The organism is Acinetobacter calcoaceticus, assembly GCF_900520355.1.
Lineage (GTDB): Bacteria > Pseudomonadota > Gammaproteobacteria > Pseudomonadales > Moraxellaceae > Acinetobacter > Acinetobacter calcoaceticus_C.
Map to the genome: position 1 here is coordinate 2586712 of NZ_LS999521.1, position 16583 is coordinate 2603294.

A 16583-nucleotide genomic window follows, 5' to 3' on the forward strand; every position below is an offset into this window, starting at 1 on the left:
TTTGCTCCATCACCACCCTTATCCAGAAAGGTTCGATGCATAGAAATAGTGTATGTACCTTTAGCTCAAAATGTTTCCTGTATTTTTTAATATTTTTAAATGTTCACAGCATAAAAATAAAGTATATTTAATTTTATCAGAAGATTCTTCTTTGGTTTATATTTTGAACAGAACAGAATACACACTAGATCGTATAGATCGGAAAATTTTATCTGCATTACGTGGTAATGGTCGTTTAACCGTTGCTCAATTAGCAGAAGAAGTCGGTCTTTCATCTTCACCATGCTGGACACGACTAAAACGTCTGGAAACTTTAAAAATTATTGAAGGATATACGGTAAACGTAAACCCCAAAGCGATTGGTATTCATGAAGTATTCTTTATTGAAATTACTTTAGAGCGTCATGACGATGAAATGCTGGAAAATTTCAGCGAAGCATTAGCAGATATCCCAGAAGTCGTAGAAGCTCATCTGGTTACAGGTGACTATGATTATTTGGTCAAAGTAGCAGTAAAAGATGCGGAACATTACGAACGTTTTTTACGGAAAAAACTTTATTCGATTAAAGGAATTCGCCACACACGCTCAACCTTTGCCCTACGCCCTCTTAAGTCTGCCAATACAGCTGATTTAATGTTAATTGAATAAAAGACGTAACGCCTATAGCATATTAACTTAAGTTATTGATTCTAAAATTTTTATTAAGCTAAGCGGCTTAGACCATAATAGATTAAGGGTCTGTTATATTTTTTTTAAAAAATTCTGTATCTATGATTACAGCCTCCTCATCTCCATAATAAAATTAATCTGAATTGGAGGCATCGCCATGAACATTTTGAAGAAAAAAAATAAGGCCAGTTTTGTATTCTTTATTATTACTCTCTACTCTTTTATAGGGTTTGGTTTAGGTTATATTATTTGGGAATACTTTTTAAAAGGCTAGTTTTCTCCACAGAATGTATTAACGAACCTCAGAAATAATTTCTGAAGTAATTTCTTTACTACGATGGTATGCGGCCTTCATGGCTAAACGTATATCATCAGATACATTTCCTAATTCAAACATTCGTAAAGCAGATTCGGTAATTCCGTTAGCTAAAGTGACCTTTCCACATAAATCCGCAGGAGCAACATTGCTTTTACGAATCATTTCAACTGCTCCAGTCGCTGCTTGAAGTGCGAGATCTAAGGCAAATTGTTTGTCGAGCCCTAATGAAACACCTGTCTTAATCATGCTATCTAAAATATAAAAAAAGTAAGCTGGCCCTGAACCAGATAACGCAATGATGGCATCAGTTTGTGTTTCAGACGGTGCCCAAAAAGTCTGGCCTGTTGCAGAGTACAACGTTTCAATTAAGTCTTTATCAAGCTGGTCCATTTGCTGTGAAGCAATGAGCACGTGAGTACCTGTATGCGTAAGCACAGGTGGATTTGAAATCACACGAACGATTTTTTTCGAACCCGTAAAACGGGATAAGTTTTCAATATCAATCCCTGCCATCATAGAAACAATAATTTTATTTGCTAACCATTTTTTAAACGGTGCAAGTGTCTCTTTTAATTGTTTTGGATCTAATAACAACACAACAATGTCAGCTTTTTTTAAACCATCTTCTCTTTGCTTCAATGCATTTGTATCATTAATTTTTTTCTCTTCAATCAAGTGTATCTTTTCTTTTTTAAATCCTTTTAAAATCATTCCTCCTATTAAAGCTAAAGCTAAATTACTACTGCCAATAAAGCAAATATTAGGTTGTACTTCATTTAACATTTAAAATGTTTTCCTTTCTAAGGGAGGCTACAACAATGAATATTATCTATAGTTTAATTATAAATATTGAATTAAAGATGACCGAATTAATAAAAAACCACTCCAATAAATGACATTAAAGTGAGTTTTGTTTTATTTACTCAATAAATAAAACAGCTTCAACTTAAGTCTAATGTATAACTATATTTAGCGAATTCCACATACAAATTGTTAAAGTGTGTAACTAATACTAAAATATTGTAAATACTATTTTATATATTAAAAACAAAATTATTTACGTTCAAGATCTTAACTTTTCTTGTTAAAAATATTTCAATTAAATTTCTAAGAAAATAGCTTATATTAAATAAGAAAACCTTTAAATTAACAGACAATATAAAGGTAATTTATTTTTTTAACTAAATATTTTCTTTTTTCTTCGTTAAAATTCGCTCTGCCTTTCTGGTTGCTTGCTCCAAGTCTAGGTCATCACAAACCCAAAAAGTAAAAAGTTTTCCAAATAAATGAAAGTGTTGTTTAATATATTTAGAACTATTATCAGAATAATGGTCTTCCACTTTAAAATAATTTTTATCGTTTTCTACTTTTTGACCGTCAAAAATACCACCAATACAAATATCCATTTTAATACTACGCACCTAATTGTTCATATTATAACATAAAATATAGAAGCATTTTTAAAACTATTATTTTCACTTCTTTTTATTTTAAATATAATTTTAATTAAAATTTATAAAAAACCCACAAAAGTAAAGTGGGTTTTTAAACTCTGCTAAAATGCGATACTTTTTAAATAAAATTTATTTAAATACTTTATTTAAAAATATTCATGCATTTTATTTAATTATGAATTTTGAAGAATCACAATGTTTGAAGCTTGGGGGCCTTTTTTACCCTGAACTACGGTAAACTCAACACGTTGACCTTCCATTAAAACTTTAAAACCTTGTGTTTGAATATCAGTAAAATGAGCAAAAATATCTTTACCTTCATCAGTCACAATAAAACCAAAACCTTTAGTTTCATTGAACCATTTTACTGTACCAGTACTAGTAGACATATGTTAATCCTAACTCTTAAAATATTATAACTTATTATTGGTGAAACCAATTTAACTAAAAAATAGACGTCAAAACTTAAATAACTGAAAAACCGAAGGATTATAAATAAAACTGCGCAAATAGAAATTTATGATGACTAGAATATTTTGTTAGTTATTCTCGATAATACACACTTCAAAAACATTTGCAATCGATATTCAAAATAATTAAAGAAAGAAAAATTATATACTTCTCTTCCTTGGTCTTTCATATTGATTTAATTAAGATTCCTTTCAATTAAAAGTCAAATTTTGTTTCATTTTAATCGAAAGAAGTACTTCTGCTATTTCCCCACAAGACCATCAATAAAATTTCTTTTCACCAGCTGGGCGCGTCTTAAAACGTCGATGGAACCACATGTATTGCGTAGGAGCGATACGAATTTGATTCTCAATAATTTTATTGACTCTTTCAGCATCGCTCACTTCACATCCACTCGGGAAATTTTCTAATTTAGGTTCTAAGAGAACATGATATTGAGGGTTTCTGATATCGCCACTTCTGTAAAAGTACAAAGGTACTGCTGCCGCTTTTGAGATATCCATGAGTCTGCGGTGGGCTGTGACGGTAGCCGCCTGCACTCCAAAAAATGATGCCATTACACCTTGTTTTAAGCCAAAATCTTGATCTGGGCTATACCATATTGCATGGCCATGTTTGAGGTTTTGGATAAGTCCACGCATGTTGTCTCGAGCAATCTGGTTTTTATACACTCTTGCACGGCTACGATGAATCAGAAAATCTAAAAAGGGATTGTTTTGAGGTCGGTAAACTACGTCCATGTTAAAAAACAAGGTACAAGCGGCTCCGCCTGCATCTAAAAGGGTGCTATGAGTGCCTAGTAAAAGTACGCCATTTTCCTGATTGTTGGTTAAATTCTCTAATCCATCTATGTGAACACGGTTTTTAAACCAGTTTGGACTATACCAAGCATTTAAAGCCTCAAATACACCCGTTAAAGTATCAACAAAAACCTGTTTGGCTTTCACTTCAATTTGCATAGGTGTTTTTTCAGGAAAGCATGCTTCTAAATTACGTATTGTTGTTTTTCTTCTTGAACTTAAAGATTTCCACGCTATTTTTGAAAGAAAATCGGCAAGACGCCATTGAATAGCCCACGGTAACATCGCAAATAACATTAAAACAAAAGCTAAAACCCATAGACCCCAATATTTAAACGATAAAAAGGAAAACCGAAATTCGCCAGATTTAAACTGCCGTTCTTTTATCGTCATACTGTACATTTCTTGAGGTATAGACTTAGCATACTAACATGCCTACTTATCAGGGTTGTATGTTTATGTTGCAATAACTGCTATGCTTTTAAATAGATTATCTATTTATTTCACTCTTTATTTTTAATCAATAGCGTCCCTATTTATTTTTGCTAGGTATAACTTTAAAAAATATACTTAACCTTCTGTATACATAAAGTATTTTCTCATTTAAAGTAATCACATAATCTTGTCTCAAGTGATAAATAGGATATATCAGCGTGAGCGGTCTTTTAGTTTTTATAACAATTGCATTTCTTACCTTATTAAGCCCCGGCCCCGGTGTTTTATTTACTGTCACAAACTCAATCAATTATGGTGTTAAAACCGCTTTATTCGGTATTAGCGGCTTAATTATTGGTATGTTTGTAATTGCTGTAATTTCCGCCAGCGGTGTAGGTCTTATTATTACGAGTAACCCTACTATTTTTACGGTTTTAAAATTTATTGGTGCATTTTATTTGATGTATCTCGGATATAAAAACTTCAGTAAAAAAATTCCATCGCAAGATTTAATTACTGATCAGCAAAGCGATAAAAATGTAAGTAAATCGAAACTATTTTATCAAGGCTTACTCGCATCTTTGCTTAATCCTAAAACAATCGTATTTTTTATCGCTCTTTTCCCTCAATTTATTGATATCAAGAAAGAAATTTTAAATCAGTTTTTAGTTCTATCTTTAACCTTTTGTTTAATTGGTTTTTTAATTCATTTGGTTTATGCAAATTTCTCTTCAATTTTTAAAGAAAAGATGTTGGCTGGAAATAACTTTTCTATACTCAATAAAATCAGTGGGGCTATTTTCTTTCTTCTTGCAATTTTACTCATCGTACAATAAATCATTATTTTAAGAATAATGCTTTAAAAGCCTTAACTCATGTTTAGACTTTTAAAGCATTTCGATGATTCAGCATATTTTTATCTAATTACAATTTTTATAACGACACTCTGTTTAAAATCCAACCATAAAAGAAGTCTTCATAATTTGGGTTCTTCTCTGTAATTTCGATATAGTGCTGCCCTTGCATAATATTTAAAACACGTACCAATACCTTTTCTCCGTCTTTATGACGCTTGTTCAAATACGTCGTAAGCGCTTGAAAAGTGAGAGGCCCATACTGACCATCTAACGCAAGATTGAGCCAGCCTTCCTTTCCCTGTTTATTTAGCAGATTTAAAGCACGTTGTAACAAAGGTTTTGCAAAATTGACGCCACAATTTATGCCCGTATCAAATAACTCTTCTGCAATAGTCGGGCTAATCTCATTGATCTGGTCAAATTGGGGTTCAAACCAATATTGTTTTTTATAAATAGATTTAGCCACAGCTATTGGTAAATCTTGCATATCACCTTGATAGCCTTGTGATCGAGCGACTGCTTCTGTAATGCCAAATTTAGTGGCAAGTCCATGGTCTGATGGATGGTTAACATATCCACCTTCTCTGTTTATGATGGCGTCTAGGTACTGGTCAATATTCATTTTATTTTACCCATATAATTGAAACTGTTTTTAGCTATTTTGCAGATCATCTTTCGCTTTTTTTAAGTCTTTCATGACTTCTACAATTGTTTTACCTTCTTGTTTATTGATGAAATTAAATATCCATCTCACAATGGCCCAACCAGGCAAACCGCAAATGAAGAAGAATCCACATAGTGTGATCATTCCCCAAATATCTAATACCCATTCATGTAAATTCCATTTCATGATAATAAATGAGCCGCCTGTTAAGCTTGAAACCACTGTACATATCAGCCCAACAATCCATTCTTGCGGTGAGCGAGGGAAACGCATCATCAACACAACTGCGACAACTAAGCTGACTGCTAAGGCCACCATAATTGCAATGCTATAAAAATTTAAAAATGTGGCTAATCCACTTGTTGGAACTGTTGTCATAATCTTGTCCTGCTTTAAAGGGTAAAACTTAAAAATCCATCACCATAACCAACTTGTTGTTTTTCAGTTTTTAAATACCCTTAGTTTTCTTTATTACAGTCAATAAAAAACACTAACACTTTAAAGCGGTGCTAAATTGCAAGACGAACTTACCTTGACCCGTTTAATTTCAGGACCCAAGAAAGAATGTTTGTGTGCTAAAGCGGGTTAGTGTGCACTGTTTAAGGCTTGTTCAATCAACTCAATTACGGTGATTGCACCTATCGCTTTTTGCATCGAGACTTGATCATCGAATTCGAACGCTTCATCTTCAAGCTCACTTGCAATTTGCTTCGCCTCTTCAAGTGCCCTTTTTATTTTTTGTACCTTATATTTGTTTATATCTTTTGCAATTGTTGGGACATACCCTCCACGTTTTGCATTTTTAAGTTGTTTAGCTCTGTTCTGCATTGCTGTAGTCATTCACTATCTCCAACTCAACTTACTCGTTTAGTAAGGCATCTTTATCGTTTGTTATTCTTGAAGTTTCGATCTATTCTTTGAGCAATATATCTAAGTCATAGCTACAATTTTGTGTTCGAAACGTTTCATCTGATACAACAAACATATAGAACCAAACAATATGCATTTAAGGCTTTAATTTAAAAATAAATATTTCCTTTTTTGAAATTGTAAAAAAGTATTAAAGTTCTTAAATTTAAGCTTTTTTCGAACTTTAATTTTTGACCAAAAAGTTCAAATAAGGCTTTGCCGTATATCGGAAACTTTTGTTACGACTCAAAATCTTTGTTAAATTCTTCATGTTCTTGATACCCTTTATCGACGAACATTAAGCCTGATCCACGGAATCGGGCTTTTTTTATTCCAATTTTTGTTTTGATAGCCTATCTACACATACTAATTGAGCTATCTCCCTTTTATTTTGCCGCCTATAGAAACAAAATAAACTTAGCTTTCATCTCAACACGTTGATAAGCCTATAAATAGAGACTTAAAATACTATTTAAACTTTATCTATTCATCTTAAGATATAACTGATATTATAACTATAGTTGTTATTAGTCAATAACTATAGTTGTTTTACTCGATATAACTTTAGTTATATATTTGTTATAAGTTTGCTGGTGTGACCATTATGGCTCTTAAAGACCGTTTAAAAGACTCTAGAATTAAAGCGAAAAAAACTCAGGCGGAAGTGGCAGAAGCAGTAAAAATGTCTCAGCCTGCCTATCAAGCTTTAGAGTCAGGGAAAAATTTGAAATCTGCTTTTCTTCCATTAATTGCCCAATTTTTAGGTGTGGACGGGTATTGGTTAACCACTGGAAATACAGAGGATTCTTTTAGAGAAAGTGATGTATTTAGCCCTACTGTTGTGAGTGCTGAATCCACCGATCAATATGTCTGGATCGAAGTTGTAGAGGCTAATTTCTCTTGTGGTACAGGTGAGTCCATCGAGTTTCACTTCGATGCAATTAATGGAAAAATTCCTTTTCCGGCCTCATTTTTTAAAGAAAAACGGGTTGCTCAAGAATGCATGCGTATTATTAAAGCTAAAGGCGATAGCATGACAGACTACATTAAAGATGGAGATTTAGTCGGCATTGATATCTCTCAGACTGAAGTGATTGATGGCGAGATTTATGCGGTTTACTTTGCAGGCGAAGGAATGATTAAGCAAATTTTCAAAGAAGCAGATGGCTCTTTAATTTTGCATAGTTTAAATGAGAAATTTAGAGACCGACGTGTAACCGAAGAAAATGGAAAGAATTTTAAGGTTATGGGCCGTCAATTCTGGCGAGCAGGTTAGTTTAGCTATAAATATAATTAAAATAATAATTCTATCGATTTTATATATTTCTCTTTTTTATAATTTTAATTATTTATAACCCATATAGATAAAAAAAACCTATCTCCTTTAAAAGAGATAGGTTTTTAGCTTTAGAACTAAACATTTTTATCAACAATACGTAGCTAAACGATAAAGCTGATTAAATCCAGCATAAAAGCTTTTACCATCTTGGTTTAACTCGATTTCTTCACCTGTTTGAAGTTGAATTTTCTTACCAACTTCGACCCAACGATATCCATCGAGAGAGTTTTGCTTACGCACATGAGGAACAATCCTCACATTAATCTCATTGCCATTTACGGCTGTGGCAATTAGCCACTCATTTACTATATTCACAATCATTCACTCATCACTGAGCTCATGTGATTTGACGGTATTTAATTAGAACGCTAGATTTAAGGTATGGACAGTCAGTCTAGAATTTAATATTTAGCTTGATATAGGGTTATTTATAAGCTAATGCTTTTCATAATTTTCGCATTATGAAAAGTGGTACATCACAGAGCATAATATTTTGGTTGCGGGGGTCGGATTTGAACCAACGACCTTCGGGTTATGAGCCCGACGAGCTACCAGACTGCTCCACCCCGCAATTGGAAGTAAGCTTTATACGCCCATATATTTTATAAAGCAAACCCTTTTTTTTAATCTGTTGTAATTCATCAGTTTTATCTTTTTTAATTAATTTTATCTTTTGAATTAACGAGTGATAAACAAGCTAAATTTAAAATTAAACTTTTGAATTGTTGTATTTATTTTAAACAGAACCCTAAATTCACAGACAACAATTGCCTTGGGTGGGTTGCTTTTTATACTATCTAGTTTATTCCTCTAATTTTTATTTCATATGACTGAACCTCAGTTTTCCCTTAGTGAATATCTCGGCACAGTTCAGGAAGTTATACGTCTGGCCTTTGATGAGCCAGTTTGGGTAAAAGCAGAGATTCGAAATTTAAATATTAAAGGAGGTCATTACTATTTAGAGCTGGCAGAAAAAGATGCAGATACTGATAAGGTCATTGCAAGTTGTAAGGCCACGATCTGGAAATTTTCGGCAAGTAAAATCGTTTTAAAGTTTGAGCGTGAAACTGGTATTGAGATTTCAAGTGACTTAAATGTTCTCATAAAAATTCGAGCACGTTTTGATCCCCAATATGGATTTTCAGTCAATATTGAAGAGATCGATTCAAGTTTTACCTTAGGCGAAATTGCTAAACGTTATCGGCAAATTATTGAACGACTCACTCAAGAAGGTTTAATTCACAAGAACAAATTTCTCCCTACTCCTTTTGATATTCAAAATGTTTTAGTCATTGCCCCTCAAAATGCTGCGGGACTTGGTGACTTTAAAAAAGATGCGGATGCGTTAGAAAGAAATGGTGTTTGCCATTTTGTCTATCACACAGCTACTTTTCAAGGAAATACAGCCGCAACCAGCTTAATCGAGTCTTTAGGTACAGGTTTAAGACAATGGGCCAGCACATTTAAATTTCCGCCTGACCTCATTGTAATTATTCGTGGTGGTGGATCGGTGAATGATTTGGCGTATTTGAATGATTATGAACTTGCAGCCCTACTCTGCAAACGCACTGTACCCATATGGGTTGGCATTGGTCATGAAAAAGACCGTACCATTCTTGATGAAATTGCCCATCGTTCATTCGATACGCCAAGTAAAGTGATTGCTGGTATTCGTAACCATATTGTTGAACGCGTACAAGAAGCGGTTGATAGTCTGCAAACGATTAAGCTTCTTTCACAACATCAAATCACGACTTATCAAAGTAAGAATGATCAGCTACTTCAGCACATTAAATCTTCGGCCCAAGGTCAACTTAATTCAGCACATCACCTGCTAGATCAGATAAAAGAACGTATTCAGTTTAGTTCACAGCAACAAGTTAAATTTTCATTAGCCCAAATCGAATCTTTAATGAAAGAAATCCTTTTACAAAATCCGAAACAGGTTCAAGCCAAAGGCTATGCAATTGTTAGATCAGAAGGAAAAGCAATTCGCTCTATACATCAAATTTCAAACCCCGCCATTGCCATTGAAATGCAAGATGGTGTGATTGAAGCCAACATTACACAGGTAATTCCAAATGAAAAATGAAGAGTTAACATTCAAGGACGGCCATGACGTTTTGAAAAAAAATGCCGAATTATTAGAGTCTCAAGAAAGTCCCGATATTGATAATTTAATGAAAATTGTTGAAGAATCAATTACTGCTTATAAAGCTTGTAAATCACGTATAGAAGCTGTTCAACAAGCTTTAGATGAAACATTTAAAGAATAAAATGCAATAGAAAAAGCCCATTCCTACTTCTCATTGAAGGAATGGGCTTAGTGAAAACCACTTAGTCCTGAAATGCAAAAGTGTGGATTAGGTCACACTTTCACAAAAAGCATGGTCCCACAACTCTTTGGGATCTTCAATATTTTAATTGTGTCTATTACGTTAGTTTGACTTTATTTTCAGCACTTCTTAACTAAAAGTCCTTCGATTAAAATCATCCTAAATACCCATTCTACTTTTGGTTATTTTCAAATATGCTTTAAGGGCTATTCCTCACTGAATGCTCCAATCAATTGATAAATTTTCCCGTTTTTAGGGTTTTCATATAGCAAATCCATATTGGGTAAAATAATGTCATCATCAATTTCAATATGTTCAACACTTTTATGAAGCTCAAGGGCGTGGTCATTCATAGGCCGAACTTTTGCCAAAGCAATCGTTTCTTGGTTAAACTGGTCCTTAATAATTACTTTTAATCTTTTCATAAAAATCTCCTAAAAATTAAATTTTTTAATATGAATAATGGGTTAAATTTAAAATAAGCTAATCGCTGAATAGCCGATTAGCATAGCAAAGAAAATTTAAAATAAATGCATCCGTACATTGTAAATTACGTTGGTTTAACCAAGTTACTTTGTTTGAAATGAATACAGTTCCAAAAGCAATTTAATTATGCTAGACGAAATATGTCAAAAAGGAGCATCTATTGTCGATAAAATGGTTGTAACAAGAAGTATTGAAATTAAATTTTTTATTTTAAAAGCAAACAATTAACTTAAATTGACCATAAATTCACTTACGATTTCAATCATTTTGAATATGCAAAATCGATCACAGAAATACAAAATAATGAACTATTTCTTCTAAATCATACCAAATTAATTTGAGAATTTTTTACTCAAAGAATTAGCTGTTACTTTTAATATTTTGAACTTATATGACTTAATAAATAATAGTTTTTCCCTCACTTGAAATTTCAAAATTGAACAATATATAAACAACTAGAAATCGTGATTTTACTGAATATGATGTCTCACTCCCCATCAATTCATTGATTGTCGCTTTCATCAAATAAATCAAATGATGGAGGATGCATGATGAATGCTTATGTTCGCCCACATCCCGATGGTTTTAAATCTTACTTAGGAAAGAATCCAAAAACTGGCCTTTACACTGTACGGGTTGGTTGGACGGTTTACGAAACGAATGCCAATGGTTCTGTCCTGTACGTTGTCAAGAATGAAGATAAGATTCCATTGGATGTAGAAAAGTTTAAAACTGATCGTCCCAAAATTTATACTGCCCTTCTTAACGAAGTACAGTTTCAACGCAAGAAACAGCTGGCGATTGATCTCCAGCAATCCAACATCCCTTCTTATGACCGCAAAGCCTATAAAAAACGCCGTGGTTTTTAGATTCTTAAACATATCTATTTAGAGCAAGCATATAGAAAAAGCACCCTCGGGTGCTTTTTCTTTTAACGACCAGTTGTAATTAATACAAACATACTGAGTATTAATGTGCTTAATGATCGTTTGCAATGGATGTGGACTTCATGCTCAGCTCCGTGAGCGTATTGATTAACGTTTTCCATTTCGTGTCCTTTAAAGTTCACATTCCTAATTTGCCTAATATTCACCCAATAAGAAATTAGCCAAAAGTATTATATGCAATTAAATTTAACACAATCCTTAAATTTTATTGACACTTATTATCATTAAGAAATAAGAGTTTTTAAGCTAAAAAATGAATGTAACATTCTACTACGAGGTTAATTGTGTATTACCGATTTGTAGCCCTTTCATCTCAAACAGCCATTGCTTAAAAATGATCTTCTAAAATAGAAAATATAATGATATTCCATTTTTTAATAATAGTCTTCGATAGGAGAATTCTTATGGAAATTCAACAAGAAACAACCTCCTCTTTATTTTGTCACACCTCTACCTCAATTCAAGCCTGCATTGAATGCATGATCGCTTGTAAAACCTGTGCAGCAGCATGTTTGCAAGAGGAACATGTTCATATGATGCGAGAATGTATTAAGCATTGCATGACATGTGTAGAGACGTGCCAACTGTGTACATCTTTAGAGTTAAGAAATTCCGAGCTGGCTGAATCGGCAATGCAATTGTGTGCCAATGCCTGTCAACTTTGTGCAGCAGAATGCAGCAAACATGAACATGAACACTGTCAGATCTGTGCTAAAGCATGCTTGGCTTGTGCTAAAGCTTGTTTAGCTTATCGCGCCTAAATAATTTTACACACATAAGCCTACGCAACCTTTAGATCGTAGGCTCATTAAAATTTTATAAATAACAAAACATTAGATATTTTTTAATTAAATTAAGTTAATAGTCAAATTTTTATAGGCATAAAAAAAACCCGCATCTTGGGGAAGAATGCAGGCTCTTAGATCTCCCACAACGACCATGAGTTCATTATTACACTTGAACTTTAAACCGTTAGCTAAATGTACCTATAAAAAATTTAAATTGCAATACAGAAGAGTCTGTATATTTAAAATATTTTATTATTTCTTTATCGTTTTATTTGCTGAACAAGAAATGAAAAATAACCCTATTGAAAAACATTGTTTATGCAGTGCCCCCCCATAAATAGCTTTTTACAGACATTAAAAAAGCCCGTTTCACGGGCTTTTCTGCAACGGTGAGCAATCTAAGATTTGTGTCTATCCATCTCTTACATGCTCTTTGCTAGCTATATGTAAGGTCTTATCGTATCTTTTGCCCTGTCCCAAGTTTCCCTGTGGATCGAGGAGATATTACGATTACCTTAAGTACAGTTATAGCACATTATTTATTCATGGCTAGTACTGTTCACGTTTTTTTACAAATGAATAAAATTTGGCCAAACCTTAATATTTAAGGACTTTCCACACCGTTTGGATATTGATGAGCATCATCGCAAATTGAATACCATTTAACTTTTGAAGTGACAAAAGCATGAGAGCTAACTTGGGTCGATATTTCTTCATTAACCAGCCCTACCCTTAAACGCACCACTTCAGGTTTATCTAAACGTTCACTCCAGACAGGCGAGCCACAAGTTTTACAGAACATCCTCTTTTTATTAGGAGATGAAAAATAAGCCTGTAACAGGTTTTCTCCCTGCAAAATATTTAAATCACTTTTTTGTACTTGTGTAATGACAGCAAAAGCAGCACCTTGGGCTTTTTGGCATTGATTACAATGACAAACCATAATGGGTGCTAATTCCGCATCAATTTGGAGTTGAATACCATTACAAAGACAAGAAGCTGTATAAGCCATGATTTTTCCTTTTTTATTTTAATGAGGTTTAGCTTACACCCACACCTTTTTCAATGTGATCTAAAATGGCACAAGAAGCCTGTTGGTTACCACAGCAATCATCGGCCGAAGCCTGCAGAATAGAAACCATTTCTTGTAGATGGGCAATTTTTTGATTGAGTTCCGCAATATGTTTTACGGTTAAGGCTTTCACCTCTGCACTCTGTCGATCTGTATTTTTCCAAAGTGAAATCAGTTCTTTCATTTGTTCGGATGAAAAACCTAACTCTCTGGCGTGTTTTAAGAAGTTCAAAGTTTTCAGGTCTGTTTCTGAATAAATACGATAACCCGAAGCAGAACGCTGTGCCGCTTCAAGTAAACCGATTTCTTCATAGTAACGAATCATTTTTGCAGAAATACCAGACTGTTTGGATGCCTGACCGATATTCATCTCACACCTCAAATATTAAATTTGGTTTAAGACCTGATGTTTTGATCTTAAACCAAAATATGATTTTCAGCACGCTTACTGCACGGGTGCATGAAAACGTTTTAAACGTAGTGCATTTCCTAAAACAAAGACTGAAGAAAGCGCCATTGCACCTGCTGCAAACACAGGTGAAAGCAATATACCAAATGCTGGATATAGCGCACCTGCCGCAATTGGAATAAGTGCAACGTTATATACAAATGCCCAGAACAAGTTTTGACGTATGTTTCGCATAGTGGCTTTACTTAATGCAATTGCATTAGGTACGCCTTTTAAACTACCTGACATCAACACAACATCGGCAGCTTCAATAGCAACATCTGTTCCTGTACCAATGGCTAAGCCGACATCTGCTTGCGCCAAGGCTGGTGCATCGTTAATGCCGTCACCTACAAAAGCCAAGCGACCATATTGTTTTTGCAATTGGCGAACGGTGTCTACTTTGCCTTCAGGTAAAACCTCTGCCACAACTTCATCAATATTGAGTTTTTTCGCAATCGCCTGTGCGGTATGTCGGTTATCCCCTGTAATCATGGCAACTTTTAGACCTAACTGATGTAAGGCCTCAATCGCAGCATAAGTTGTTTCTTTAATTGGGTCTGCAACGGCAATAATCGCAGCAAGTTGCTGGTCGATAGCAACATAAAGCGGCGTTTTACCTTCTTCACCCAACTGTGCAGCAATCGCCTGGAATGAGTTGGTGTTTAAACCGAGCTGATGCATATAACGATCTGCACCAATTTGTACTTTTTGGCCCGCTACTTCAGCTTCAATACCTGAACCTGTAATCGAGTTAAAAGCTATTACTGGCAATAAGGTTAGGCCCTCAGCCTGTGCTGCTTGAACAATAGCGAGTGCAATCGGGTGTTCAGATTTAGCTTCGACCGAGGCAACTAAAGTCAGCACTTGCTGACGCTCAAAACCTGATTGCACATTAAAGTCTGTTAGTGTTGGTTTGCCTTCAGTGAGCGTTCCAGTTTTATCAACAGCAACCACCTGCGCTTCTTGTAAAAGCTGCAATGCCTCGCCTTTACGGAACAAGACACCGAGCTCAGCACCACGTCCAGTACCGACCATAATCGAAGTTGGTGTTGCAAGTCCCATTGCACAAGGACAAGCAATAATCAGTACTGCAACGGCGTTGACCAAACCAAAAGTCAGCGCAGGCTCTGGCCCAAAAATAAACCAGACCATGAATGTTATTGCAGCAATTAACATCACCGCTGGCACAAACCACATGGTGACTTTATCGACCAAACCCTGAATGGGTAGTTTAGAACCTTGGGCTTGCTCAACCATGCGGATAATTTGTGAAAGTACAGACGAAGCACCAACTGCGGTTGCCTGAATGTTTAGTGTTCCGTTTTGATTGACCGTACCACCAACCACTTGCTGCCCTACTATTTTTTCAACGGGAACAGGCTCGCCCGTAATCATAGATTCATCAATATAACTATGCCCTTCAACCACCTCACCATCGACAGGCACACGTTCACCCGGACGAATTTCTACAATACTTCCGCTGACTACTTCGGCAACAGTAACTTCCACCACTTGACCATCACGCTGAATGCGGGCAGTTTTGGGTTGCATGCCAACTAGATGTTGAATGGCTTGTGAAGTACGGCCTTTAGCTTTTGCTTCAAAATATCGCCCAAGCAAAATTAAACTGACAATTACAGCAGCCGCTTCAAAGTAAACATTGACCGTACCTTGTGGTAATACATGCGGCATAAAGGTTGCCACGACAGAGAAGCTGTAGGCAGCCAAGGTTCCAACAGCGACCAGCGAGTTCATATCTGGTGCTAAACGCCATAAGGCTGGAATACCTTTTTGGTAAAAACGGCGACCAGGAAAAACGAGAACTAATGTGGTCAAAACAAACTGTAAAAGCCAGCTATTGTATTGACCGATCGTGTGCATAACCCACATATGAAAAGACGGAATTAGATGTGAACCCATTTCCAAAATAAACACAGGTAAAGCCAATACAATTGAAATGATCAAATCTTTTTTAAGCTGATCTAACTCTGAAGCTTTTTTATCGAGCTGCTCATTTTGATTTTTTTCAGAGGCTTTGGCGTCGTAACCTGCTTTTTTAACAGCACGAATCAGGTCCTCAACATTGACTGTTGCATCTGCCTGAACCCAAGCCTGTTCTGTTGCCAAGTTGACTGTTGCCTCTTGAACGCCGTCTACTTTCTTCAGCGCTTTTTCAACACGTCCGACACACGATGCGCAGGTCATGCCCTCAATAGACAATTCCACTGGCGCAGCTTTTGGAACATCATAACCCGCACGTTCAACTGCTTTGACGAGTGCTTCGCGCTGAATCGGTTGATTTGAATATACAACGGCTTTTTCTGTTGCCAAATTTACGTTAGCAATTTCTATATTTTCGACTTTCTTAAGTGCCTTTTCGACACGTCCGACACAAGAGGCACAAGTCATACCTTCGATTGGTAGTGTTTCACTATATGCTGGCAATTTTGTGTTTTTTGAGTCCATCAAACACCTCTGCAAATCTGCAAAATTTAATATTCTGTATTGAGCATACAGATTCCCATCATGGGAAGGTCAAGCATATTTTTTAAAAAAATTAGTCTTGACCTTACAATCATGACAAG

General features: G+C 35.1%; 20 protein-coding genes, 1 tRNA gene and 1 pseudogene. 8 read left to right on the top strand and 14 right to left on the bottom strand.

Features of this window, described 5'->3' with window-relative positions; genetic code table 11:
* Positions 1 to 163: 163 nt before the first annotated feature.
* Complete coding sequence (locus AC2117_RS12415) at positions 164 to 649, top strand: Lrp/AsnC family transcriptional regulator (RefSeq protein ID WP_034677787.1); 486 nt, start codon at positions 164 to 166, stop codon at positions 647 to 649.
* Between the two features lie 178 nt (positions 650 to 827).
* A complete protein-coding gene (locus tag AC2117_RS12420; protein ID WP_128814490.1) occupies positions 828 to 944 on the top strand; it encodes a hypothetical protein in 117 nt (38 codons plus the stop codon).
* An 18-nt stretch (positions 945 to 962) separates the two neighbouring features.
* On the opposite strand, the gene AC2117_RS12425 is transcribed toward AC2117_RS12420, so the two are convergent.
* The 4 genes from AC2117_RS12425 to AC2117_RS12440 all read right to left on the bottom strand — a co-directional run bounded on the left by AC2117_RS12425 (position 963) and on the right by AC2117_RS12440 (position 4107).
* A complete protein-coding gene (locus AC2117_RS12425; protein ID WP_133974470.1) occupies positions 963 to 1772 on the bottom strand; it encodes a pyrroline-5-carboxylate reductase family protein in 810 nt (269 codons plus the stop codon).
* A 398-nt stretch (positions 1773 to 2170) separates the two neighbouring features.
* Positions 2171 to 2395: a hypothetical protein gene (locus AC2117_RS12430; RefSeq protein WP_133976354.1), complete on the bottom strand. Its 225-nt coding sequence runs from the start codon at positions 2393 to 2395 to the stop codon at positions 2171 to 2173.
* 221 nt (positions 2396 to 2616) lie between these two features.
* The gene (locus AC2117_RS12435) at positions 2617 to 2832 is read right to left on the bottom strand and encodes a cold-shock protein (protein WP_133974472.1); all 216 of its coding nucleotides are present in this window, start codon (positions 2830 to 2832) and stop codon (positions 2617 to 2619) included.
* Positions 2833 to 3174: 342 nt separating this feature from the next.
* The gene (locus tag AC2117_RS12440; protein ID WP_133974475.1) at positions 3175 to 4107 is read right to left on the bottom strand and encodes a lauroyl acyltransferase; all 933 of its coding nucleotides are present in this window, start codon (positions 4105 to 4107) and stop codon (positions 3175 to 3177) included.
* 260 nt (positions 4108 to 4367) lie between these two features.
* On the opposite strand from AC2117_RS12440, the gene AC2117_RS12445 reads away from it, so the two are divergent.
* Positions 4368 to 4985 carry a LysE family translocator gene (locus AC2117_RS12445; RefSeq protein ID WP_056478811.1) on the top strand — a complete coding sequence of 206 codons (618 nt, stop codon included), beginning with the start codon at positions 4368 to 4370 and terminating at the stop codon, positions 4983 to 4985.
* A gap of 97 nt (positions 4986 to 5082) precedes the next feature.
* On the opposite strand, the gene AC2117_RS12450 is transcribed toward AC2117_RS12445, so the two are convergent.
* The 3 genes from AC2117_RS12450 to AC2117_RS12460 form a co-directional block, all read right to left on the bottom strand.
* Positions 5083 to 5628 carry a glycoside hydrolase family 108 protein gene (locus AC2117_RS12450; protein ID WP_133974477.1) on the bottom strand — a complete coding sequence of 182 codons (546 nt, stop codon included), beginning with the start codon at positions 5626 to 5628 and terminating at the stop codon, positions 5083 to 5085.
* 30 nt (positions 5629 to 5658) lie between these two features.
* Positions 5659 to 6048, bottom strand: a complete 390-nt coding sequence (locus AC2117_RS12455) for a hypothetical protein (protein WP_075431324.1) — start codon at positions 6046 to 6048, stop codon at positions 5659 to 5661.
* A 207-nt stretch (positions 6049 to 6255) separates the two neighbouring features.
* Positions 6256 to 6510, bottom strand: a complete 255-nt coding sequence (locus tag AC2117_RS12460) for a hypothetical protein (protein ID WP_042897964.1) — start codon at positions 6508 to 6510, stop codon at positions 6256 to 6258.
* Positions 6511 to 7183: 673 nt separating this feature from the next.
* Here AC2117_RS12460 and AC2117_RS12465 point away from each other — a divergent pair.
* The gene (locus AC2117_RS12465; RefSeq protein ID WP_002119885.1) at positions 7184 to 7855 is read left to right on the top strand and encodes an XRE family transcriptional regulator; all 672 of its coding nucleotides are present in this window, start codon (positions 7184 to 7186) and stop codon (positions 7853 to 7855) included.
* 150 nt (positions 7856 to 8005) lie between these two features.
* On the opposite strand, the gene AC2117_RS12470 is transcribed toward AC2117_RS12465, so the two are convergent.
* A complete protein-coding gene (locus tag AC2117_RS12470) occupies positions 8006 to 8239 on the bottom strand; it encodes a transposase (RefSeq protein WP_133974479.1) in 234 nt (77 codons plus the stop codon).
* 173 nt (positions 8240 to 8412) lie between these two features.
* Positions 8413 to 8489: transfer RNA gene (locus tag AC2117_RS12475), tRNA-Met, on the bottom strand.
* Between the two features lie 255 nt (positions 8490 to 8744).
* On the opposite strand from AC2117_RS12475, the gene xseA reads away from it, so the two are divergent.
* Positions 8745 to 10010 carry an exodeoxyribonuclease VII large subunit gene (gene xseA / locus AC2117_RS12480; RefSeq protein WP_133974481.1) on the top strand — a complete coding sequence of 422 codons (1266 nt, stop codon included), beginning with the start codon at positions 8745 to 8747 and terminating at the stop codon, positions 10008 to 10010.
* A complete protein-coding gene (gene xseB, locus AC2117_RS12485) occupies positions 10000 to 10194 on the top strand; it encodes an exodeoxyribonuclease VII small subunit (RefSeq protein ID WP_042897961.1) in 195 nt (64 codons plus the stop codon). The genes xseA and xseB overlap by 11 nt, the downstream gene beginning before the upstream one ends.
* A 266-nt stretch (positions 10195 to 10460) precedes the next feature.
* Here the strand turns inward: xseB and AC2117_RS12490 are convergent, their stop codons facing one another.
* Both AC2117_RS12490 and AC2117_RS18940 read right to left on the bottom strand, forming a co-directional pair.
* Positions 10461 to 10679: a hypothetical protein gene (locus AC2117_RS12490; protein WP_133974483.1), complete on the bottom strand. Its 219-nt coding sequence runs from the start codon at positions 10677 to 10679 to the stop codon at positions 10461 to 10463.
* Positions 10680 to 10727: 48 nt separating this feature from the next.
* Positions 10728 to 10860 (bottom strand): annotated as a pseudogene (locus AC2117_RS18940) (LysE family translocator); the annotation flags it as partial.
* A gap of 428 nt (positions 10861 to 11288) precedes the next feature.
* Here AC2117_RS18940 and AC2117_RS12495 point away from each other — a divergent pair.
* Entirely contained in the window at positions 11289 to 11609 is a 321-nt protein-coding gene (locus AC2117_RS12495) for a hypothetical protein (RefSeq protein ID WP_133974485.1), read from the top strand.
* Positions 11610 to 12091: 482 nt separating this feature from the next.
* Complete coding sequence (locus AC2117_RS12500; RefSeq protein WP_042897957.1) at positions 12092 to 12448, top strand: four-helix bundle copper-binding protein; 357 nt, start codon at positions 12092 to 12094, stop codon at positions 12446 to 12448.
* Between the two features lie 631 nt (positions 12449 to 13079).
* On the opposite strand, the gene AC2117_RS12505 is transcribed toward AC2117_RS12500, so the two are convergent.
* The 3 genes from AC2117_RS12505 to AC2117_RS12515 form a co-directional block, all read right to left on the bottom strand.
* Positions 13080 to 13487: a GFA family protein gene (locus tag AC2117_RS12505; protein WP_133974487.1), complete on the bottom strand. Its 408-nt coding sequence runs from the start codon at positions 13485 to 13487 to the stop codon at positions 13080 to 13082.
* A gap of 28 nt (positions 13488 to 13515) precedes the next feature.
* The gene (gene cueR / locus AC2117_RS12510; protein ID WP_042897953.1) at positions 13516 to 13917 is read right to left on the bottom strand and encodes a Cu(I)-responsive transcriptional regulator; all 402 of its coding nucleotides are present in this window, start codon (positions 13915 to 13917) and stop codon (positions 13516 to 13518) included.
* 75 nt (positions 13918 to 13992) lie between these two features.
* Complete coding sequence (locus tag AC2117_RS12515; RefSeq protein WP_133974489.1) at positions 13993 to 16464, bottom strand: heavy metal translocating P-type ATPase; 2472 nt, start codon at positions 16462 to 16464, stop codon at positions 13993 to 13995.
* Between the last annotated feature and the right edge of the window lie 119 nt (positions 16465 to 16583).